This window comes from Pseudomonas sp. NFIX28 (assembly GCF_900107395.1).
Taxonomy (GTDB): Bacteria; Pseudomonadota; Gammaproteobacteria; order Pseudomonadales; family Pseudomonadaceae; genus Aquipseudomonas.
Genome location: NZ_FNPW01000009.1, coordinates 125,445 through 145,515 on the forward strand (window position 1 = coordinate 125,445; position 20,071 = coordinate 145,515).

The 20,071-nt window shown below is 64.9% G+C and carries 12 protein-coding genes; 7 read left to right on the forward strand and 5 right to left on the reverse strand.

The genetic code is table 11. The features are described 5' to 3' along the window. The first annotated feature begins 215 nt into the window (after positions 1 to 215). The 5 genes from ptsP to BLV20_RS18340 all read left to right on the forward strand — a co-directional run bounded on the left by ptsP (position 216) and on the right by BLV20_RS18340 (position 8,948). Positions 216 to 3,077, forward strand: a complete 2,862-nt coding sequence (gene ptsP, locus BLV20_RS18320) for a phosphoenolpyruvate--protein phosphotransferase (protein WP_092303820.1) — start codon at positions 216 to 218, stop codon at positions 3,075 to 3,077. Then, positions 3,077 to 4,018 carry a 1-phosphofructokinase gene (gene pfkB / locus BLV20_RS18325; protein WP_092303822.1) on the forward strand — a complete coding sequence of 314 codons (942 nt, stop codon included), beginning with the start codon at positions 3,077 to 3,079 and terminating at the stop codon, positions 4,016 to 4,018. The genes ptsP and pfkB overlap by 1 nt, the downstream gene beginning before the upstream one ends. Before the next feature lie 11 nt (positions 4,019 to 4,029). Continuing rightward, positions 4,030 to 5,772 carry a PTS fructose-like transporter subunit IIB gene (locus BLV20_RS18330; RefSeq protein ID WP_092303824.1) on the forward strand — a complete coding sequence of 581 codons (1,743 nt, stop codon included), beginning with the start codon at positions 4,030 to 4,032 and terminating at the stop codon, positions 5,770 to 5,772. A 1,029-nt stretch (positions 5,773 to 6,801) separates the two neighbouring features. Beyond that, a complete protein-coding gene (locus BLV20_RS18335; RefSeq protein ID WP_092303826.1) occupies positions 6,802 to 7,185 on the forward strand; it encodes a hypothetical protein in 384 nt (127 codons plus the stop codon). 221 nt (positions 7,186 to 7,406) lie between these two features. Further along, on the forward strand, positions 7,407 to 8,948 hold the full coding sequence (locus BLV20_RS18340; protein ID WP_092303828.1) for an alkaline phosphatase D family protein: 1,542 nt from the start codon (positions 7,407 to 7,409) through the stop codon (positions 8,946 to 8,948). Between the two features lie 101 nt (positions 8,949 to 9,049). Here BLV20_RS18340 and BLV20_RS18345 read toward each other — a convergent pair whose 3' ends face one another. Then, positions 9,050 to 11,575: a PepSY domain-containing protein gene (locus BLV20_RS18345; RefSeq protein ID WP_092303830.1), complete on the reverse strand. Its 2,526-nt coding sequence runs from the start codon at positions 11,573 to 11,575 to the stop codon at positions 9,050 to 9,052. 375 nt (positions 11,576 to 11,950) lie between these two features. Next, positions 11,951 to 14,224 (reverse strand): TonB-dependent receptor, encoded by a 2,274-nt coding sequence (locus tag BLV20_RS18350; RefSeq protein WP_092303832.1) that lies wholly within the window; start codon positions 14,222 to 14,224, stop codon positions 11,951 to 11,953. Positions 14,225 to 14,431: 207 nt separating this feature from the next. On the opposite strand from BLV20_RS18350, the gene BLV20_RS18355 reads away from it, so the two are divergent. Next, positions 14,432 to 15,112 (forward strand): Fe2+-dependent dioxygenase, encoded by a 681-nt coding sequence (locus BLV20_RS18355; RefSeq protein WP_092303834.1) that lies wholly within the window; start codon positions 14,432 to 14,434, stop codon positions 15,110 to 15,112. A gap of 3 nt (positions 15,113 to 15,115) precedes the next feature. Further along, positions 15,116 to 15,904 (forward strand): tetratricopeptide repeat protein, encoded by a 789-nt coding sequence (locus BLV20_RS18360; protein WP_092303836.1) that lies wholly within the window; start codon positions 15,116 to 15,118, stop codon positions 15,902 to 15,904. 466 nt (positions 15,905 to 16,370) lie between these two features. On the opposite strand, the gene BLV20_RS18365 is transcribed toward BLV20_RS18360, so the two are convergent. From BLV20_RS18365 to BLV20_RS18375, 3 genes are all read right to left on the reverse strand, one after another. After that, the gene (locus BLV20_RS18365) at positions 16,371 to 17,534 is read right to left on the reverse strand and encodes a type III PLP-dependent enzyme (RefSeq protein ID WP_092303838.1); all 1,164 of its coding nucleotides are present in this window, start codon (positions 17,532 to 17,534) and stop codon (positions 16,371 to 16,373) included. Positions 17,535 to 18,259: 725 nt separating this feature from the next. Then, positions 18,260 to 19,417, reverse strand: coding sequence for an osmoprotectant ABC transporter ATP-binding protein OsmV (locus tag BLV20_RS18370; protein WP_092303840.1), 1,158 nt, complete (start codon positions 19,415 to 19,417; stop codon positions 18,260 to 18,262). Next, entirely contained in the window at positions 19,414 to 20,067 is a 654-nt protein-coding gene (locus tag BLV20_RS18375) for an ABC transporter permease (RefSeq protein ID WP_092303842.1), read from the reverse strand. The genes BLV20_RS18370 and BLV20_RS18375 overlap by 4 nt, the downstream gene beginning before the upstream one ends. Between the last annotated feature and the right edge of the window lie 4 nt (positions 20,068 to 20,071).

A 20,071-nucleotide genomic window follows, 5' to 3' on the forward strand; every position in this document is an offset into this window, starting at 1 on the left:
ACAGCAGCCGACAGGTAGGACTTCAAGGATGATCGATTATCGAGTAACGTGCCCAATATTCTAGATTAAACGTTTCAGCACGCGTATTTTCTAGGTGAATAAGCAATCGGGAATCGAGCCTTGCCAAGCCAGCGGTCCCGTTTGTGGCATTAAAGCCGCCTAACTGATTCACTCAAAACAATACCTAGCGCCCCCGGCGCTAAATAGGAGAAAGCATGCTCGAGCTCACTATTGAGCAGATATCCATGGGCCAGTCGGCTGTGGATAAGTCCGCTGCACTGCACCTGCTCGCCGACAAACTGGTGGCCGACGGCCTGGTCGCCGAGGGTTATCTGGCGGGCCTGCAGGCCCGTGAAGCCCAGGGCTCGACCTTTCTCGGTCAAGGTATTGCCATTCCCCACGGTACCCCGGAAACCCGCGACCAGGTGTTCGCCACTGGCGTGCGCCTGCTGCAATTTCCCGAAGGCGTGGACTGGGGCGATGGCCAGATCGTCTACCTGGCGATCGGCATCGCCGCCAAATCCGACGAACACCTGCGCCTGCTGCAACTCTTGACCCGCGCCCTCGGCGAAACCGACCTGGGCCAGGCCCTGCGCCGCGCCAGCTCGCCCGAAGCCTTGCTGAAACTGCTGCAAGGCGCGCCGCAGGAACTGGCGCTGGATGCCCAGATGATCGGCCTGAGCGTGGCCGCCGAAGATTTCGAAGAACTGGTATGGCGCGGCGCACGGTTGCTGCGCCAGGCCGACTGCGTCAGCAACGGTTTTGCCGCCGTGCTGCAACAGGTCGAGGCGCTGCCCCTGGGCGATGGCCTGTGGTGGCTGCACAGCGAGCAGACCGTCAAGCGCCCGGGCCTGGCCTTCGTCACCCCCGACAAACCTATTCGTTACCTCGGCCAGCCCCTGGCCGGGCTGTTCTGCCTGGCCAGCCTGGGCGAGGCCCACCAGGCCCTGCTGGAGCGCCTGTGCGCGCTGTTGATCGAAGGCCGCGGCCATGAACTGGGCCGGGCCACCAGCAGCCGCGCGGTGCTGGAAGTGCTCGGCGGCGAGCTGCCGGCCGACTGGCCGAGCGCGCGCATCGTGCTGGCCAACGCCCACGGCCTGCATGCGCGCCCGGCGAAAATCCTCGCGCAGTTGGCGAAAAGCTTCGACGGCGAGGTTCGCGTTCGCATCGTTGACACACCGGGCTCCGCCGTCTCGGTGAAGAGCCTGAGCAAATTGCTGAGCCTCGGCGCCCGCCGTGGCCAGACCCTGGAGCTGATTGCCGAGCCAAGTATCGCCGCCGACGCCTTGCCAGCCTTGCTGGCGGCCATCGCCGAAGGGTTGGGGGAAGAGGTCGAGCCGGTTCCAGAAGCCAGCGCGCCCCAGGAGGTGCCGGAAGAAATCGAAGTGCCCATCAGCGCGCCGGCTTCCGGCAGCCTGGTCCAGGCCATTGCGGCGGCTCCCGGCATCGCCATCGGCCCGGCGCATATTCAGGTAATCCAGCCGTTCGACTACCCGTTGCGCGGCGAGTCCACCGCCATCGAGCGCGAGCGCCTGCAACAGGCCCTGGCCGAAGTGCGCCAGGACATCGACGGCCTGATCCAGCGCAGCAAGGCCAAGGCCATTCGCGAAATCTTCGTCACCCACCAGGAAATGCTCGACGACCCGGAACTGACCGACGAAGTCGACACCCGCCTCAAGCAGGGCGAAAGCGCCGCGGCGGCCTGGATGTCGGTGATCGAAGCCGCCGCGAAACAGCAGGAAGCCTTGCACGACGCCCTGCTGGCCGAGCGCGCCGCCGACCTGCGGGACATCGGCCGGCGGGTGCTGGCCCAGCTGTGCGGGGTGCAGACCCCGGTCGAGCCGGATGAGCCCTACATCCTGGTGATGGATGAAGTCGGTCCCTCGGACGTGGCGCGCCTGGATCCGGCGCGGGTGGCCGGCATTCTCACCGCCCGTGGCGGCGCCACCGCCCACAGCGCGATCGTCGCCCGCGCCCTGGGGATTCCGGCGCTGGTCGGCGCCGGGGCTGGCGTGCTGCTGCTCAAGCCGGGCACACCGCTGCTGCTCGATGGCCAGCGCGGTCGCCTGCATGTGGACGCCGATGCCAGCACCCTGCAACGGGCCACCGAAGAGCGCGATACCCGCGAGCAACGGCTCAAGGCCGCCGCCGAGCAACGCCATCAACTGGCGCATACCACCGACGGCCATCATGTCGAAGTCTTTGCCAATATCGGTGAAAGCGCCGGGGTCGCCAGCGCCGTGGAAAACGGCGCCGAAGGCATCGGCCTGCTGCGTACCGAACTGATTTTCATGGCCCACCCGCAAGCGCCGGACGAAGCCACCCAGGAAGCCGAATACCGCCGCGTGCTCGATGGCCTGGCCGGGCGGCCGCTGGTGGTGCGCACCCTGGATGTGGGCGGTGACAAGCCGCTGCCGTACTGGCCGATCGCCAAGGAAGAAAACCCCTTCCTCGGCGTGCGCGGCATCCGCCTGACCCTGCAACGCCCGCTGATCATGGAAGCCCAGCTGCGCGCGCTGCTGCGTTCGGCGGACAACCGCCCGCTGCGGATCATGTTTCCCATGGTCGGCAGCGTCGACGAATGGCGCGCCGCCCGCGAGATGACCGAGCGCCTGCGCCTGGAGATCCCGGTGGCCGACCTGCAACTGGGGATCATGATCGAAGTGCCGTCCGCCGCCTTGCTGGCGCCGGTGCTGGCCAAGGAAGTGGACTTCTTCAGCGTCGGCACCAACGACCTGACCCAATACACCCTGGCCATCGACCGCGGTCACCCGACCCTGTCGGCCCAGGCCGACGGCCTGCACCCGGCGGTGCTGCAACTGATCGACATCACCGTGCGCGCGGCCCATGCCCACGGCAAGTGGGTCGGCGTGTGCGGCGAGCTGGCGGCCGATCCGCTGGCGGTGCCGGTGCTGGTCGGCCTGGGTGTGGACGAATTGAGCGTCTCCGGACGCAGCATTGCCGAGGTCAAGGCGCGCATTCGCGAACTCAGCCTGACCCAGGCGCAAACCCTTGCTAAACAGGCCCTGGCCGTCGGCAGCGCGAACGATGTGCGCGCCCTTGTGGAGGCCATGTAATGGCAAAGATTCTTACCCTGACCCTGAACCCGGCGCTGGACCTCACCGTCCAGCTGACGCGCCTGGAACCGGGGCAGGTCAACCGCAGCGAAGCCATGCACACTCACGCCGCTGGCAAGGGCGTGAACGTGGCCCAGGTGCTGGCCGACCTTGGCCACCAGCTGACCGTCAGCGGTTTTCTCGGCGCAGACAACCCCCAGGCATTCGAGGCGTTGTTCGCCCGCCGTGGGTTTGTCGACGCCTTTGTCCGCGTGCCGGGGGAAACCCGCAGTAACATCAAGCTGGCCGAACAGGATGGGCGCATCACCGACCTCAATGGCCCGGGCCCGGAGGTCGACGCGGCGGCGCAGCAGGCGCTGCTCGAATGCCTGGAACGGATCGCCCCGGGGCATGACGCCGTGGTGGTGGCCGGCAGCCTGCCGCGCGGCGTCAGCCCGCAATGGCTGCAAGCCTTACTCACGCGCCTCAAGGCGCTGGGGCTCAAGGTGGCGCTGGACACCAGCGGCGAAGCCCTGCGCGCCGGCCTGGCCGCCGGGCCCTGGCTGGTCAAGCCGAACACCGAAGAGTTGGCCGAGGCCCTGGACTGCCCGCTGCTGTCGCTGGCGACCCAGGCCGCAGCCGCCCGGCGCCTGCACGCCCAGGGCGTCGAGCACCTGGTGATTTCCCACGGCGCCGAAGGCGTGAACTGGTTCAGTGCCGCGCCGGCCTTGCAGGCGCTGCCGCCCAAGGTCAGCGTGGCCAGCACCGTCGGCGCCGGCGACTCGCTGCTGGCCGGCATGCTCCATGGCCTGCTCAGCGCCCATGGTTTCGAACAGACCCTGCGCACCGCCACGGCCATCGCCGCCATGGCCGTGACCCAGATCGGTTTCGGCATCACCGATGCCGCGCAGCTGGCACAGCTTGAACAGGGGGTGCGCGTTCATCCCCTCATAGAACAATAAGAGGGTTGGTCATGAAGTTAGCCATTGTTACCGCCTGCCCGAACGGCATGGTCACCAGTGTGCTGTGCGCCCGGTTGCTGGACGCCGCGGCCCAGCGCCAGGGTTGGAGCACCAGCGTCGAAGTGCATGACGAGGCGCATCCCGAACGGCAATTGTCGGCCGCCACCCTCGAAGCGGCCGAGTGGGTGCTGGTGGTCAGCACCGGGCCGCTGGACATGTCGCGTTTTGTCGGCAAGCGGGTGTTCCAGAGTTCGCCAGCCGTGGCCCTGCAGGACGTCGACGGCGTGCTGCGCCGTGGCGCCGAGGAGGCCCAGGTGTATGTCGCGACCGACGCCGTGGCCGAGCCGGCCCCGGCCAGCAAGAATGCGCCCCGGCTGGTGGCGGTCACCGCCTGCCCGACCGGTGTGGCCCACACTTTCATGGCGGCCGAGGCCTTGCAGCAGACCGCCAAGCGCCTGGGTTACGAGCTGCAAGTGGAAACCCAGGGCTCGGTCGGCGCGCGCAACCCGTTGAGCGCCGAAGCCATCGCCGCGGCGGACGTGGTGCTGCTGGCGGCGGACATCGAGGTGCCCACCGAGCGCTTCGCCGGCAAAAAGATCTACCGCTGCGGCACCGGCATCGCCCTCAAGCAATCGGAGGCGACCCTGAACAAGGCCCTGGCCGAAGGCCAGGTGGAATCGGCAGCGGCGGGTGCTGGCGCGGCGCCGACCAAGCAGGAGAAAACCGGGGTCTACAAGCACCTGCTGACCGGCGTGTCGTTCATGCTGCCGATGGTGGTGGCGGGGGGCTTGATGATCGCCCTGTCCTTCGTCTTCGGCATCACCGCGTTCAAGGAGGAGGGCACGCTGGCCGCCGCCCTGATGCAGATCGGCGGCGACACCGCGTTCAAGCTGATGGTGCCGCTGCTCGCCGGCTACATCGCCTATTCGATCGCCGACCGCCCGGGCCTGGCGCCGGGGATGATCGGTGGCATGCTCGCCAGCACCCTGGGCGCGGGCTTTATCGGCGGGATCATCGCCGGTTTTATCGCCGGCTATGCGGCCAAGGCCATCAGCAAATACGCGCGCTTGCCGCAAAGCCTGGAGGCGTTGAAGCCGATCCTGATCATCCCGTTGCTGGCCAGCCTGTTCACCGGCCTGGTGATGATCTACGTGGTCGGCAAGCCGGTGGCGGGAATGCTCGCCGGCCTGACCCACTTCCTCGACAGCATGGGCACCACCAACGCCATCCTGCTCGGCGTATTGCTCGGCGGCATGATGTGCGTCGACCTGGGCGGGCCGATCAACAAGGCGGCCTATGCCTTCTCCGTGGGGCTGCTGGCGTCGCAGAGTTATGCACCGATGGCGGCGACCATGGCCGCCGGCATGGTGCCGCCGATTGGCCTCGGGATCGCGACCTTTATCGCTCGGCGCAAGTTTGCCCAGAGCGAACGTGAAGCCGGCAAGGCGGCGCTGGTGCTGGGGCTGTGCTTTATCTCCGAAGGGGCGATTCCGTTCGCCGCCAAGGACCCGTTGCGGGTGATCCCGGCGAGCATCGCCGGCGGCGCGCTGACCGGGGCGTTGTCGATGTATTTCGGCTGCAAACTGATGGCGCCCCACGGTGGGTTGTTTGTGATGCTGATCCCGAATGCGATCAACCATGCGTTGTTGTATTTGCTGGCGATTGTGGCGGGGAGTCTGGTGACGGCGCTGGTGTATGCGGTGGTCAAGCGCCCTGAGGCGGTTGAGATGGCGCTGGAGCCGGCCAAGGCCTGAGTGCCTCAGGCGGGCAAGCTTCGTTTCCGTAGGAGCGAGGCTTGCCCGCGATGGCGCCGGTTCTGGCGCTGCATTTTTTTGGATGGTGTACATATCCGTTGCTGCGGTCACGGCCACTTATGGGGGGGGACGTTTTGTCAGCCTCCGTAGGAGCGAGGCTTGCCCGCGATGGCGCCCGTTCTGGCGCTGCATTTTTCGGACGGGGTACATATCCATTCCTGCGGTCACGGCCGCTTAGGGTTCCGCCCTTACGGCGGGTCACTTTTACCAAACGCCGTAAAAGTAACCAAAAGGGCTTGCCCCTGCGTACGGCCTTCGCTGCGCTCAGGTTCCCTCGCTCCGGCGTCCCTCAGGGGGCATCGACTCCGGTTGGCTTCGCTTCAACCTCCATACGATGTCCTCGACTGCGTCGAGGGGCGCTGCGCGCCATCCCCCTGATGAACGCCTCCACTCGGCCTCCCGATGGGGCGGGTGGATCAAGATCAAAAGCCAAAGCCAAAGCCAAAGCCAAAGCCAACGCTACGCCATGCGCGACCTACCGGTCGGCGCTAAACCCTGTAGCCGCTGCCGAGCCTGCGAGGCTGCGATCGGCCGCGAAGCGGCCGCAGGGTCTTGAGAGCGCTGGAGGACCTTCGGTCCTATCGCAGCCTGCGGCAGCGGCTACAGGGATTGTGCGCATCTTTGGGGCGGGTTTTGTCGTGTAAGGGGCTGTCTGAAAGTGAGGTTCTTCGCTTTCTTTTGTAAGGCTTTTCCGAGAAACTCCGGGCCGCTTGCGTCTGGTAACTGCGCTATCTAGCCTCGGGTTCGTCACTGACTTTTCGGTGATCGGGTCTAGCAGCCCAGGTCAAGCCGCAAGCCGCACATCAGCCCTGCATTTTCTATTTGCAGTGCCTTGTTATGGCGGCTGTGCGTGGGAGCGCCTTCGGGCGCGCCGGTTTCCTTGACCCGGTCTGCTAGCCCGCGTACAGCCGCCACCTTTCTCATCGTCTAGCAGCGATAGGTGGTGGCTTCATGTCAAGGAGCCACATCATGAAAAAGCTCGTCCCCGATCCCCCCGTTTCTCTCTCTTCCGCACGTCGCAATCCAGAGCATGAGCTGACCAATAAAGCGGTCCTGCATTCATTGGCCAACGGTTCGGCAGAGGTGGTTTTCCTGCAATCATTGGGGCCCACCGTAGAGCGTGCGGTGGGCGATGACTCGTTGTTTTGCGTGCGTGAAGGCATCAGCGCCGAGGAGGCGTTGCTTCACGTTTCGATCCTGCTCAAGGCGGCCGAGGAGGTGTCCGATGAGATCACCGAGCGGGCCAGCGGCGTGGAGCGTGGGCTGATCTGGTCGCTGATCCATAACGTGGAAATGGCACGAGGCGTGGTGGACGCCTTGCTCGACGGCAGCCGCCCGCCAACGCAGGCCTGAACCCCGGACCCTGAACGCTGTAGCCGCTGCCGAGCCCGCGAGGCTGCGATCGGCCGCGCAGCGGACGCAAAGGTCTTGAGACCGCAGGAGGACCTTCGGTCCTATCGCAGCCTCGCGGGCTCGGCAGCGGCTACAGGGCGTGCCATCTTTGGGGCGTGTCATACGGAGTTCATCGCCGCTGGCTAAGGTTGCTTTTTCACTTTGGGTTGGAGGGATCCACGATGGGCGATTTCACTCTCGGTCGGCGGCGTTTGATTCAGGTGGCGGGGGCGGGGTTGTTGTTGCCGGGGTTGGCGCCGGCGGTGATCGCTTCGCCCAAGGACCGGCCGAAGATGGTCGATGGCGTGCAGTCCGGCGATTTGCTGGGTGACCGGGCGATGGTCTGGAGCCGTACCGACCGGCCGGCGCGGATGGTGGTGGAGTGGGACACCCGCAGCCTGTTCAGCAACCCGCGCAAGTTTGTCTCACCCCTGGCCGATGCCCGCACCGACTTCACTGCGCGCGTCGAGCTGGGCGGGTTGCCCACCGATCAGGCGATTTTTTATCGGGTGTATTTCGAGGATGCGCAGACCGGCGTGCGCAGCAAGCCCTGGTTCGGCCATTTGCGCAGCGTGCCGCAGACCCGCCGCGATATCCGTTTTGTGTGGAGCGGCGACACCGTCGGCCAAGGTTTCGGCATCAACCCGGACATTGGCGGCATGCGTATCTACGAGGCCATGCGCCGGCGCCTGCCGGACTTTTTTATCCACAGCGGCGACACCATTTATGCCGACGGCCCGGTGCCGGCGCAGCTGACCGCCGAGAATGGCCGGGTGTGGCGCAATATCACCACCGAGGCCAAGAGCAAGGTCGCCGAGACCCTCGACGAATACCGCGGCAACTACCGCTACAACCTGCTGGACGAGAACGTGCGGCGCTTCAACGCCGAGGTGCCGCAGATCTGGCAGTGGGACGACCATGAGGTGGTCAACAACTGGTCGCCGAGCAAGGTGCTGGATGAGCGCTACATCAACAAAGATATCCACACCCTGGTGGGGCGCGCGCGGCAGGCTTGGCTGGAATATGCGCCGATGCGCTTGCAGAGCGCCGACCAGGGCGGGCGGATCTACCGCAAGCTGAGCTACGGGCCGCTGCTGGATGTGTTCGTGCTGGACATGCGCAGCTATCGCGGCGGCAACGACGACAACCTCGGCGCGGCCAAGCCGTTCCTCGGCCGCGAACAGCTGGACTGGCTCAAGCAGGGGCTCAAGCATTCCCGCGCGCAGTGGAAGGTGGTGGCGGCCGACATGCCCATCGGCCTCGCCGTGCCGGACGGCGAGGTCAGCCCCGGCGTGCCGCGCTGGGAGGCGATTGCCAACGGCGACCCGGGCCCGGCCCAGGGCCGCGAGCTGGAGATCGCCGAGTTGCTGGCGTTCCTGCGCAAGCACAAGGTGCGCAACCACGTGTGGCTGACGGCGGACGTGCACTACTGCGCGGCGCACCATTACCACCCGGATCGCGCGGCGTTCCAGGATTTCGAACCGTTCTGGGAATTTGTCGCCGGGCCTTTGAATGCCGGCAGTTTCGGGCCCAACGCGCTGGACCGGACCTTCGGCCCCGAGGTGGTGTTCCAGAAGGCGCCAGCGGTGCAGAACACCTCGCCGTTCGCCGGGTTCCAGTTCTTCGGCGAGGTGCAGATCGAAGGGCAGGGCGGTGAGTTGAAGGTGACGCTGCGGGACCTGGACGGGGTGGCGGTGTTCGAGCGCAAGTTACAGCCGGCGTAGTCATGTAGGAGCGAGGCTTGCCCGCGATGGCGGTATCAAGGCCGCTACCGGCCTTTGGCCTATCGCGAGCAAGCTTCGCTCCTACAGAAGCGTGGAGTGGGTCAATACACGTCGCGGCGATAGCGGCCTTGCTCGATCAGCCGTTCGACCACCTCGGCGCCCAGCACTTCGTCGAGCACCTGATCCACGCCCGAGGCCATGCCTTGCAGGCTGCCGCAGATGTAGATCGAGGCGCCGTCGGCCAGCCATTGCTTGAGGCGTTCGGCCTGTTGGCGCAGGCGATCCTGGACGTAGATCTTCTCGGCCTGATCGCGGGAGAAGGCCAGGTCCAGGCGGCGCAGGTCGCCGGCGGTCAGCCATTCCTGCAGTTCGTCCTTGCAGTAGAAATCATGCTCGGCATTGCGCTCGCCAAAGATCAGCCAGTTGTCTTGCTGGCTGTCGGCGATGCGCGCTTTCAGCAGGCTGCGCAAACCGGCCAGGCCGGTGCCGTTGCCCAAGAGGATCAGCGGGCAAGGCTCGGCCGGCAGGTGAAAGCCGCTGTTGCGCCGAACCCGCAGGCTGATGCTGGAGCCGACCGGCGCGTGCTCGGTGAGCCAGCCGGAGCCGATGCCCAGGCTGCCGTCGGGGTGACGCTCCTGGCGCACCAGCAACTCCAGCTGGCCGTCGCTGGCAATCGAGGCGATGGAATATTCGCGCATGGCCAGCGGCACCAGGGCATCGACCAGCGCCTGGGCGTGCAGGCCCACCAGGTGGGCGCGGTTTTCCGGGAGCTGGCGGCTGGCCAGGGCCTGGGTCAGGGTTTCCGTGAGGCCGTCCAGCTGCACCGTGGCCCTGCCGTCCAGGCCCAGGCCGTCGAGGAAGAACTCGATGGCCCATGCGCAGTTGCGCGGCAGCACTTCCACCAGGTCGCCGGCCAGCCAACTGCTCGGCTGCGGTGGGGTGAGGCCCAGCAGGTACACGCCGGAGCCGTTGCTGTCGGGGTTGAGCAGCACACGCTGGCTGAGGGTCCAGTTGTCGTAGGCGGGGGCCTGCCACAGGTCCACCGGCGCCTGGCCGATCAACTGGCCCAGCTGTTGTTGCCAGTGGCGCAGGGCGTAGCTGTCGCCGCTGTCGACTTCCACCGGGGCGAACAGGGTGTTGCCGCCATGCTCGGCCAGCCAGCCATGCAGGCGCTTGGCAAAGCCGCAGAAGTGCGGGTATTGCCGGTCGCCCAGGCCCAGCACGGCGTATTTGAGGTTGCCCAGGGACAGGGCGCGGCCCAGCACCTTGCGCTCGAAGCCCCGGGCGCTGTCCGGCGCTTCGCCGTCGCCGAAGGTGCTGACCACGAACAATGCGTTGCGGGTATTGAGCAGGTCCTGCTCGCTGACGCTGGCCAGCGGCTGGACCTTGGCCGGCACGCCCGCGGCCTGCAATTGCCCGGCGGTCTGCCAGGCCAGTTGTTCGGCGAAACCGCTCTGGCTGGCGAAGCCGATCAGCCAGGCCGAGGCGTCGCCGGTGTTGGCGCTCAGGCCCTGGCGCGCGTCCTTGATCTGGCGTTTCTTGCGCCGGCGATCCAGGTACAGCAGCCAGCCGGTGATGAAGAACAGCGGCATGGCCAGCGAAGCGAGGGTCACCAGGATGCGCCCGACGATGCCGAAGTAGCTGCCCACGTGCAGGGCATAGATGCTGGTCAGCAACTGCGCCTTGAAGCTCTTGTCGCTGTAGCGGTCATGGCGGCTGACCGCGCCGCTGTTGGGGTCGATGGTGATCTGGTTCAGCGCCCGGTCGTGGGGCGAGTTCTTCAGCAGGTAGAACACAGTCGCCGGCTGACCGGCCACCGCGGGCATGCGGATGTTGTAGCTGCTCAGGTCCTTGCCGGCGGTGCTGTAGATGCCCAGCCACATGGCGTTGTAGTCGGCGGTCGGCGCCGGGCCCTTGGGCGGCGCGCCCCGGTTCTTCATGCGCTGGCCTTGCGGCGAGTCGGACAGCAGTTTGTTCAGGCCCTTGTTGTACCACTCGTAGGACCAGGACAAGCCGGTCAGCGCCGCCAACAGATAGAACAGCAGGCACCAGGTACCGGCCACGGCGTGCAGGTCCCAGTTGAAGCCGCGGCCTTTTTTCGCCCAGTCCAGGGTCAGCCAGGCACGCCAGCTGGCCACCTGGCGCGGCCAGCGCAGGTACAGGCCGGACAGGCAGAAGAAAATCAGGATCAGGGTGCAGGCGCCGGTGATCTGCCGGCCGCTGTCGCCCATGGCCAGGAAGCGGTGCAGTTGCAGCATCAGGCCGAAGAAATCCTGGCCCAGGGCGGTGCCCATGAATTCGCCGGTGTAGGGGTCGAAATAGCGCATTTCGCCGCGGCGCTGGCCCGGTGGCGGGGTGAACCACACGCGGGCGGCGTTGCCGCTGTCGGCTTCCACCGTGAGCATCGACACGGTCTTGCCCGAGGCGGCCTGGATTTTTTCCACCAGCTCGGCGGGCGGCAGGACCCCGGCCGGCTGCTTTTGCACCTGCAGCGTCGAGGGGTTGAGGGCCCGCAGGATTTCGTCCTGGAACGACACGGTCGCCCCGGTAATGCCCATCAAGGCCAGGACCAGACCGGCGCTGATGCCGAAAAACCAGTGCAACTGGAACAGGGTTTTCTTCAACACATCGACCGCCTCGTTGGTTCTTAAGTCTGTGCCACGGCGCGCATTATGCCGTGAGTTGTCGAGAAACATTCTTTCTTACGCACAAAAGCCCCACTTGCCGAAACAGGTGGGGCTCATGCGTTTGTAGCCGCTGCCGAAGGCTGCGATAGGACCGCAGGTCCTCCAGCAATCTTGAGATCCGCCCCCTGCGGCAGTGGCTACAGGTCCACCGTGTAGCCGCTGCCGAGCCCTGGCGAGGCAGCGATCGGCTTGGGCGGCATTCCGACGCAGGAGTCGCCAAACCCGACGCCTGTACAGGTCAGGCATACCGCAGCGCCAGCTTTGCGGGGCTGCGCCCCGATCGCAGCCTGCGGCAGCGGCTACAGGTGAAACCCGTCAGAAGTGGAAGTTGGTGGTGAACAAGGCGGTACGTCCGGCGGCCTGGTTGGCAAAGTGCGCCGAGTAGGCTTTGTCGTAGTAGGTTTCGTTGGTCAGGTTCTGCACGTTCAGCTGCAGGTCGACGTTCTTGCTCAGCTTGTAGCTGGCCATGGCGTCGTAGCGGGTGTAGGACGGCACATACACGGTGTTGCCGGCATCGCCATACACGTCGTCGACATAGAACGCGCCGCCGCCGACGGTCAGCTTCGGCATCACTTCATAGGTGGTCCACAGGCTGAAGCTGTTTTTCGGCGTGTTCGGCATTTCATTGCCTTTGTTCGAACCGGCGCTGATCACCCCGTTGCGACCGTTGAAGCCAGGGTCCACCAGCTCGCTTTTCAGGTAGCTGTAGCCGGCGAAGACTTGCCACTTGTCGGTGATCTTGCCGCTGGCCGATAGCTCGAGGCCGTCGACGCGGGACTCGCCGGCGTTCTGGTAGGTCAGGGCGTCGACCAGGATGCGGGTGTTTTTCTTTTCGGTACGGAACACCGCGGCGGTCAGGGACAGGCGGTCGTTGAACACGTCCCACTTGGTGCCCAGCTCGTAGTTGACGGTTTCTTCCGGTTGCAGGTCGCTGACGCTGGCGCCGGCCGACAGCGGGTTGCCGTCCGCGCCTTCGCCGACCAGGCCGCCGGCTGGCGATGCCGAAGTGGCGTAGGAGGCATAGATGCTGCCGTTGTCCGCCGGTTTCCACACCAGGCCGGCCTGCCAGTTCCAGAACTGGCTGTCGTCCTTGATCTTGGTGCGCCCGGAAGCCGCGTTGGTATTGGCCTCGGTGTCGAAGGTGTCGTAGCGCAGGCCGACGTTCAGCAGCCATTGCGGATCAAGCTCGATGGTGTCGAACACGTAGGCCGCGCGGCTGGTGGCACGGGTGTTGGTGCCGTTGTAGTTGCGGCTGATGGCGCCGGTCCAGTCGTCGTTCGGGTTCGGGTTGCTCAGCGAGGTGCAGGTCGGGATGCTGCCCGGATTACAGACTTTCGCGGTATTGCCGGCGATGTTGTAGCTGCTGACGCGCGTCTCTTCACCGGTGAACTCAAGGCCCGTGGAATAGTTGTGCTTGAAGCCCAGGGCCTGGAATTCGCCGAACAGGTCGGTCTGGTTGGTGGTGGTTTCGGTGGTCGACACCCGCGAGTTGGCGCGACGCCACACGGTGCCGAACTTGTTGACGTTGAGCTTGCTGTCGTCCGGCTGGGTGAGGATGTAGTCCTGGCCGGTGTTGCCATGACGCAGGGTGTTTTTCAGCGTCATGTTGTCGTTCAGGTCGTGCTCGATGGAGATGGTGCTGATGTCCGCGCGGGTCTTGCGGAAGTCACGGTCCTTCAAGCCGTAGAAGTTGTCGCTGTCGCCGCCGTCGGTGGGTTTGTCGTTTTTGTGGGTCGTGGCGGTGGCCGAGCTGTAGCCGTAGGGAATGCCCGAATCCGGCAGGTCGTCGCTTTCCATGTGGTAGTAGCTGAAGTTGACGCGGGTCGGGGTGCCCAGGCCGAAGGTCAGGGACGGTGCCACGCCCCAGCGGTCGTAGTTGACGGCGTCGCGACCGGCCACGTTCTGCTCGTGGCTCATCAGGTTCAGGCGGAAGGCGGCGCTGTCGAGGAACTGGCGGTTCACGTCCAGCACGTAGCGGCGGGTCTGGTCGGAACCGTAGGTGAAGCCGCCGTTGAGGAAGTCTTGCTGCTTGGGCGTCTTGCTCACCAGGTTGAGGCTGCCACCGGCCGAGCCGCGACCGCCAAAGGAGGAGTTGGGGCCCTTGCTGACTTCGATCGACTCGATGTCGAAGATTTCGCGGGTCTGGCCGCCGGTATCGCGCACGCCGTCGAGGTAAGTGTCGCCCTGGGCGTCGAAGCCGCGGATGAACGGACGGTCGCCCTGCGGGTTGCCGCCTTCACCGGCGCCGAAGGTAATGCCCGGCACGGTGCGCAGCGCGTCCTGCAACGAGGTGGCGGCGGTGTCCTTGAGCACTTGCTGGGGCACCACGGTGACCGAGCGCGGGGTGTTGACCAGCGGAGCGGTGTACTTTTGCGACGAGGCTTTCTCGACCTGGTAGGAGGTCTGGTCCTGGGCTTCGCCGGTGATGCTGGTGGCGTCCAGGGAAATGGCATTGCCGGCGGCTTTCTTCTCGGTATTTTCAGCGGCAAAAGCCATATGGGCTGCGGAGCCGGCGGTGATCGCCACGCCAATTGCAGACGCCAGCAGGCGTGGTGAACCCAGCGGTAATTGTGGTTGTTGGCGTGACATGGTGATTCCCCTCCCCAAGGATTTGAGGCGGCGGAATATAAGGCGAACAAGTCTATGTATCAATTGCGAAATATTGCTATTCGCGAGGAATTTACATTCTTTACATTTTCCCTTTACGGTTTTTACGCTTTCGTTCGTCTAGGCGTTTTACATCGTCAATAAGAATCAATACCATTGGCGATCCTTTCGCTTTCAGGTATCCGCGCCATGTTGCTGCACATTCCTGGTCTGTTCTCCCGTGAAGAAGTCCTGCGTATTCGCGAGGCCCTGGAGCAGGCCGATTGGGCCGACGGCAAGATCACGGCCGGTTACCAGTCGGCCAAGGCCAAGCACAACCTGCAACTGCCCGAAGGCCATCCGCTGGCCCAGGAAATTGGCGCGGCGATGCTCGAACGCCTGTGGCAGCACCCGCGCTTCATGTCGGCGGCGTTGCCGCACAAGGTCTTTCCGCCGCTGCTCAATTGCTACACCGCCGGCGGCAGTTTCGACTTCCATATCGACAATGCCGTGCGCCAGCCCAAGGGCAGCATCGAGCGGGTGCGCACCGACCTGTCGTCGACCCTGTTTTTCAGCGACCCGGAGGAATACGACGGCGGCGAGCTGGAAATCCAGGACACCTTCGGTACCCAGCGGGTGAAGCTGCCGGCCGGCGACATGGTGCTGTACCCCGGCACCAGCCTGCATAAAGTCAATGCGGTCACCCGCGGCACCCGTTACGCGTCGTTCTTCTGGACCCAGAGCCTGGTGCGCGAAGACAGCCAGCGCGCCCTGCTGTTCGAGATGGATGAGGCGATCCAGCAACTGACCCGCGACCTGCCGGACCATCCATCGCTGATCCGCCTGACCGGCACTTACCACAACCTGCTGCGCCGCTGGGTCGAGGTGTAAGCCGTGAGTTTCCAGTTACGCCGCGAGGAAGTCCTCGACGGCGAGCAACTGCGCGCCATGCTCGAGCAGAGCCCGGCCCGGGCCGCCCAGGCGATCCTGCTGGCGGCCGGCGACGGCCTGCTCGATGCCCAGGCGCTGCTCGGGCAGATCCTGCTCGACGGCCTGGGCATCGAGCGCGACCCGCCGTTGGCGCTGCGCTGGTTCACCATCGCCGCCAAGGGCGGGCACCTGATGGCGCGCAACATGCTGGGGCGTTGCTGCGAGCATGGCTGGGGCTGCGAGGCCGATGCCAAGGCCGCTGCCGGGCATTATCGCCAGGCTGCCAAAGCCGGGCTGGACTGGGCGCTGTACAACTACGCCAACCTGCTGGCCACCGGCCGCGGGGTCGCCGAGAACCCGGCCCTGGCCCTGAGCTGCTACCGCCGCGCGGCGGCGCTGGGCCATGCCAAGTCGATGAACCTGCTGGGGCGCTATCTTGAGGAAGGCCGGCACTGCGCCCGGGATGTCGCAGCGGCCTGCGACTGGTATCGCCGTTCCGCCGAAGGTGGGGATTTCCGCGGCCAGTTCAGCCATGCCGCGGTGCTTGCCGATGCCGGTCGCGTCGATGACGCGCTGGGCTGGCTGGACAAGGCGCTGCAAGGCGGCAACCTGAATTTCCTGCGGGTCGCCCGCAGCGCCTTGCTGCAAGCCGCTCATCCACAGATTCGCGGCCTGGCCCTGGCGTATCACCAGCGCGCGGCGCAATTGGGCGACGAAACCGACCGCCAGGCACTGGCCCAACAGCTTCCGTAGGAGCGAGGCTCGCTCGCGAAGGCGGCATCACGGCGGCCACCGGCCTTCGGCCTTTCGCGAGCAAGCTTCGCTCCTACGTGCGCGGTGTATAGGCATGGGCTGTAGGAGCGAGGCTTGCCCGCGAAGGCGGCATCGCAGACACCACCGGCCTTTGGCCTTTCGCGAGCAAGCTTCGCTCCTACGTGCGCGGTGTACAGGTATGGGCTGTAGGAGCGAGGCTCGCCCGCGAAGGCGGCATCGCGGCGACCACCGGCCTTCGGCCTTTCGCGAGCAAGCTTCGCTCCTACGTGTGCGGTGTATTGGCATGGGCTGTAGGAGCGAGGCTTGCCCGCGAAGGCTGCATCGCGGCCACCACCGGCCTTTGGCCTTTTCGCGAGCAAGCTTCGCTCCTACGGGCACGGGGGCAGGGTGGCAGGCATAAAAAAGCCCATGACAGGTCATGGGCTTTTTCGGTGCGGCGTGGTGTTTACACGTAGAAGGACTTCAGCGGCGGGAAGCCGTTGAATTCCACCGCGCTGTAGCTGGTGGTGTAGGCGCCGGTCGACAGCCAGTACAGGCGGTCGCCGATGGCCAGGTTCAGCGGCAGGCCGTACTTGTAGTGCTCGTACATGATGTCGGCGCTGTCGCAGGTAGGGCCTGCGATCACCACTTCTTCCATCTCGCCTTTCTTCTCGGTCCAGATCGGGAACTTGATGGACTCGTCCATGGTTTCGATCAGGCCGGAGAACTTGCCCACGTCGGTGTAGACCCAGCGCTCGACGGCGGTACGCGATTTACGCGCCACCAGCACCACTTCGCTGACCAGGATGCCGGCGTTGGCGATCAGCGAACGGCCTGGCTCGAGGATGATTTCCGGCAGGTCGTCGCCGAAGTCTTCCTTGAGGAAGCGGATGATTTCCTCGGCGTAGGTTTCCAGGCTGTTGGTCCGGGTGATGTAGTTGGCCGGGAAGCCGCCACCCATGTTGATCAGTTTGAGGTGAATGCCGTCTTCTTCCTTCAGGCGTTCGAAGATCACCTTGACCTTGGCGATCGCCGCGTCCCAGACGCTGATGTCGCGCTGTTGCGAACCCACGTGGAACGACACGCCGTAAGGCACCAGGCCCAGGTCGCGGGCGAGGATCAGCAGGTCCATGGCCATGTCGGTCTGGCAGCCGAACTTGCGCGACAGCGGCCAGTCAGCGGTGGTCGAGCCTTCGGTGAGGATGCGCACATAGACTTTCGAGCCCGGTGCGGCCTTGGCGATGTTGCGCAGGTCGGCTTCGGAGTCGGTGGCGTACAGACGCACGCCCTTGTCGTAGAAGTAGCGGATGTCCTTGGATTTCTTGATGGTGTTGCCGTAGCTGATCTGGTCGGGGCTGACGCCGCGGCCCAGCACCTTGTCCAGCTCGTAGATCGAAGCGATGTCGAAGTTCGAGCCTTTTTCACGAAGCAGGTCGATGATTTCGACGGCCGGGTTGGCCTTTACCGCGTAGTAGACCTTGGCGAACTCGAAGCCCGCGCGCAGGTCATCGTAGGCCTGGGCGATCATCTGGGTGTCGATGACCACGAACGGGGTTTCTTGCTTGTCGGCGAACGCCTTCATTTTCTGAAAGGTTTCGCGCGCGAAATAGTCTTCGACCTGAATCGACATACCTGGGAGCTCCTAATGGCAAACGGGTAAAAACAATGGGTGCAAATGAACGTCCTCCGTATCCCCACTTTGGTTCGCCTACTTCCCAAGGCATTGCCGCCGAAAGCAAAAAGGCCACCAGATCGTTTGAGAGCTACCGCGTGCTGTGCGCCTTCGGCGCTACGCGAGCAATACTGCGTTGGGAAGAGGCTCGGAATGCTCATTTACAACCAGTAAACTCCGCTTCCTCGCCTTGTCTTGCCTGCGCTCGCTACGCTCTCAAACGATCTGGAAAAGGTTGTCCTATGGCCTTGCTGTCTCGTCGTCAGTACTTGAGCCGGATGGATCGTTTCCAGCATGGACGTTCGGCGCGAACTTTAGGGCGTGAGGGGCCTGAGATCAACAAAAAATGTCGCGTTTTTGCACGCGTTCGTCGCGTGCTCCGAGCCTGTCATTTATGTAACCGACCCAGATGACAGGCTGATGTTCCCCTGGGTGGGCAGTTCATGGCATGAGCGGCCCGGTTCCCGGCCGGTAGGGCGCCATCGCGGGCAAGCCTCGCTCCTACAAATCCGTAGACGCTGTAGCCGCTGCCGAAGAATGAGGCTGCGATCGGCCGCGAAGCGGTCGTGCCCCTGTCCTCGGTGCTCTGATATATCGAGGTGCCGGGCCTGCGACTGCTTCGCAGTCGATCGCAGCCTCATTCTTCGGCAGCGGCTACACCACCGGGCCGTCCGTGAGGCAGGTCAGGCCAGGGCGGTCTCGGCCGGTGAGACGATGTTGGTCTTCATGCCGCGCGAACGCCCGGAGCTGAGGTAGGCGGCAATCGATTCCTGGGTCACCTCGCCGAGGAACACCCGCTCGGCATCCAGCACCGGCAGCCACGAACGGTTGAACTCGTACATCCGCGACAGCAGGATCCGCAGGTGTTCGTCGTAGGCCGCGGTGGCATTGAACTCGCGCAGGTACTGGGCGCAGGTGCCGGCCTGGCGGTGCAGGTCGCGGCGGCGCACGTAGCCCAGGGCCTTGTTGGCGGCGCAGGTCACCACCACGTAGCGGCGGTCGTGTTCGTCCATCAGTTCCAGGGCGTCGGCCACCGGGGTTTCCGGGCTGACCGACGGCGCGTTGTCCGCCGCGTCTTCGGCCTTCACCAGCAGCAGGCGCTTGAGGGTGCTGTCCTGGCCGACGAAGTTGCTGACGAAGTCGTCCGCCGGGTGCGCCAGCAGGGTGTCCGGGTGGTCGATCTGCAACAGCTTGCCGGCGCGGAAAATGGCGATCTTGTCACCGAGCTTGATGGCTTCGTCGATGTCGTGGCTGACCATGATCACGGTCTTGTTCAGCGCCCGCTGCATTTCGAAGAATTCGTTCTGGATCATCTCGCGGTTGATCGGGTCGACCGCGCCGAAGGGTTCGTCCATCAACAGCAGCGGCGCATCGGCCGCCAGCGCGCGGATCACGCCGATGCGCTGTTGCTGGCCGCCGGACAGCTCGCGCGGGTAACGGTGCAGGTATTGCTTGGGCTCGAGCTTGATCATGCTCATCAGCTCGCGGGCGCGGTCGTGGCATTTCTGCTTGTCCCAGCCGAGCAGTTTCGGCACCACCACGATGTTTTCCTCGATGGTCATGTTGGGGAACAGGCCGATCTGCTGGATCACGTAACCGATGTTGCGGCGCAGGGTCACTTCGTCCAGATCGGTGGTGTCTTCGCCGTTGATCAGGATCTTGCCCGAGGTCGGTTTGATCAGGCGGTTGATCATTTTCAGCGTGGTGCTTTTGCCGCAACCCGATGGCCCGAGGAACACGCAGATTTCGCCTTCGTTGACGGTCAGGCTCACCGAGTCCACGGCTTTGACGTCTTTGCCGTTGCTTTGGAAGGTCTTGCTGAGGTTTTGAAGTTCGATCATTTGAGGAGCCCTTTTGGAGTCAACGAGCGTTGCAGCCATTGGAGAAGCAGGTCGGCGAAGATGGCCAGGAGGCTGACCAGCAGCGCGCCGACGATCAGCATCGACATGTCGCTGCGGCTGATGGAAGCAAGGATGAGCACGCCCAGGCCGCCGGCGCCGATGGTGGCGGCGATGGTCATGACGCCGATGTTCATCACCACGGCGGTGCGCACGCCGGCGAGGATTACCGGCACGGCGATCGGCAGTTCGACCATGCGCAGGCGCTGGCCGAAGGTCATGCCGATGCCACGTGCGGCTTCGCGAATCCCCGGCTCGACGCCGGTCAGCGCCAGGTAGGTGTTACGCATGATCGGCAGCAGGGAGTAGAGAAACACCGCAGTGATTGCCGGCAGTGGTCCCAGGCCCTGGCCGAACTTGGAATAGAACGGCAGCAACAGGCCGAACAGCGCAATCGACGGCACGGTCAGCAGCACCGTGGCGCCGGCCTGCAACGGCCCGGCCAGGGTCGGGAAGCGCGTCATCAGGATGCCCAGCGGCACGCCGAAGAGAATCGCCAGGGTCACGGCGATGCCCACCAGCGTGATGTGCTGCCAGGTCAGGTGTATCACCTGCTGCCAGTCGAGATGGGAAAAGGCGTTGAGCAATTCCATGACT

What these genes read in the sequence shown, in the direction of transcription:
- pfkB (WP_092303822.1), top strand. Translation starts at nt 3,077, where the DNA reads ATGGCAAAGATTCTTACCCTGACCCTGAACCCGGCGCTGGACCTCACC.
- BLV20_RS18355 (WP_092303834.1), top strand. Translation starts at nt 14,432, where the DNA reads ATGTTGCTGCACATTCCTGGTCTGTTCTCCCGTGAAGAAGTCCTGCGT.
- BLV20_RS18365 (WP_092303838.1), bottom strand. Translation starts at nt 17,534, where the DNA reads ATGTCGATTCAGGTCGAAGACTATTTCGCGCGCGAAACCTTTCAGAAA.
- BLV20_RS18350 (WP_092303832.1), bottom strand. Translation starts at nt 14,224, where the DNA reads ATGTCACGCCAACAACCACAATTACCGCTGGGTTCACCACGCCTGCTG.
- BLV20_RS18335 (WP_092303826.1), top strand. Translation starts at nt 6,802, where the DNA reads ATGAAAAAGCTCGTCCCCGATCCCCCCGTTTCTCTCTCTTCCGCACGT.
- BLV20_RS18370 (WP_092303840.1), bottom strand. Translation starts at nt 19,417, where the DNA reads ATGATCGAACTTCAAAACCTCAGCAAGACCTTCCAAAGCAACGGCAAA.
- BLV20_RS18375 (WP_092303842.1), bottom strand. Translation starts at nt 20,067, where the DNA reads ATGGAATTGCTCAACGCCTTTTCCCATCTCGACTGGCAGCAGGTGATA.
- BLV20_RS18330 (WP_092303824.1), top strand. Translation starts at nt 4,030, where the DNA reads ATGAAGTTAGCCATTGTTACCGCCTGCCCGAACGGCATGGTCACCAGT.
- BLV20_RS18340 (WP_092303828.1), top strand. Translation starts at nt 7,407, where the DNA reads ATGGGCGATTTCACTCTCGGTCGGCGGCGTTTGATTCAGGTGGCGGGG.
- ptsP (WP_092303820.1), top strand. Translation starts at nt 216, where the DNA reads ATGCTCGAGCTCACTATTGAGCAGATATCCATGGGCCAGTCGGCTGTG.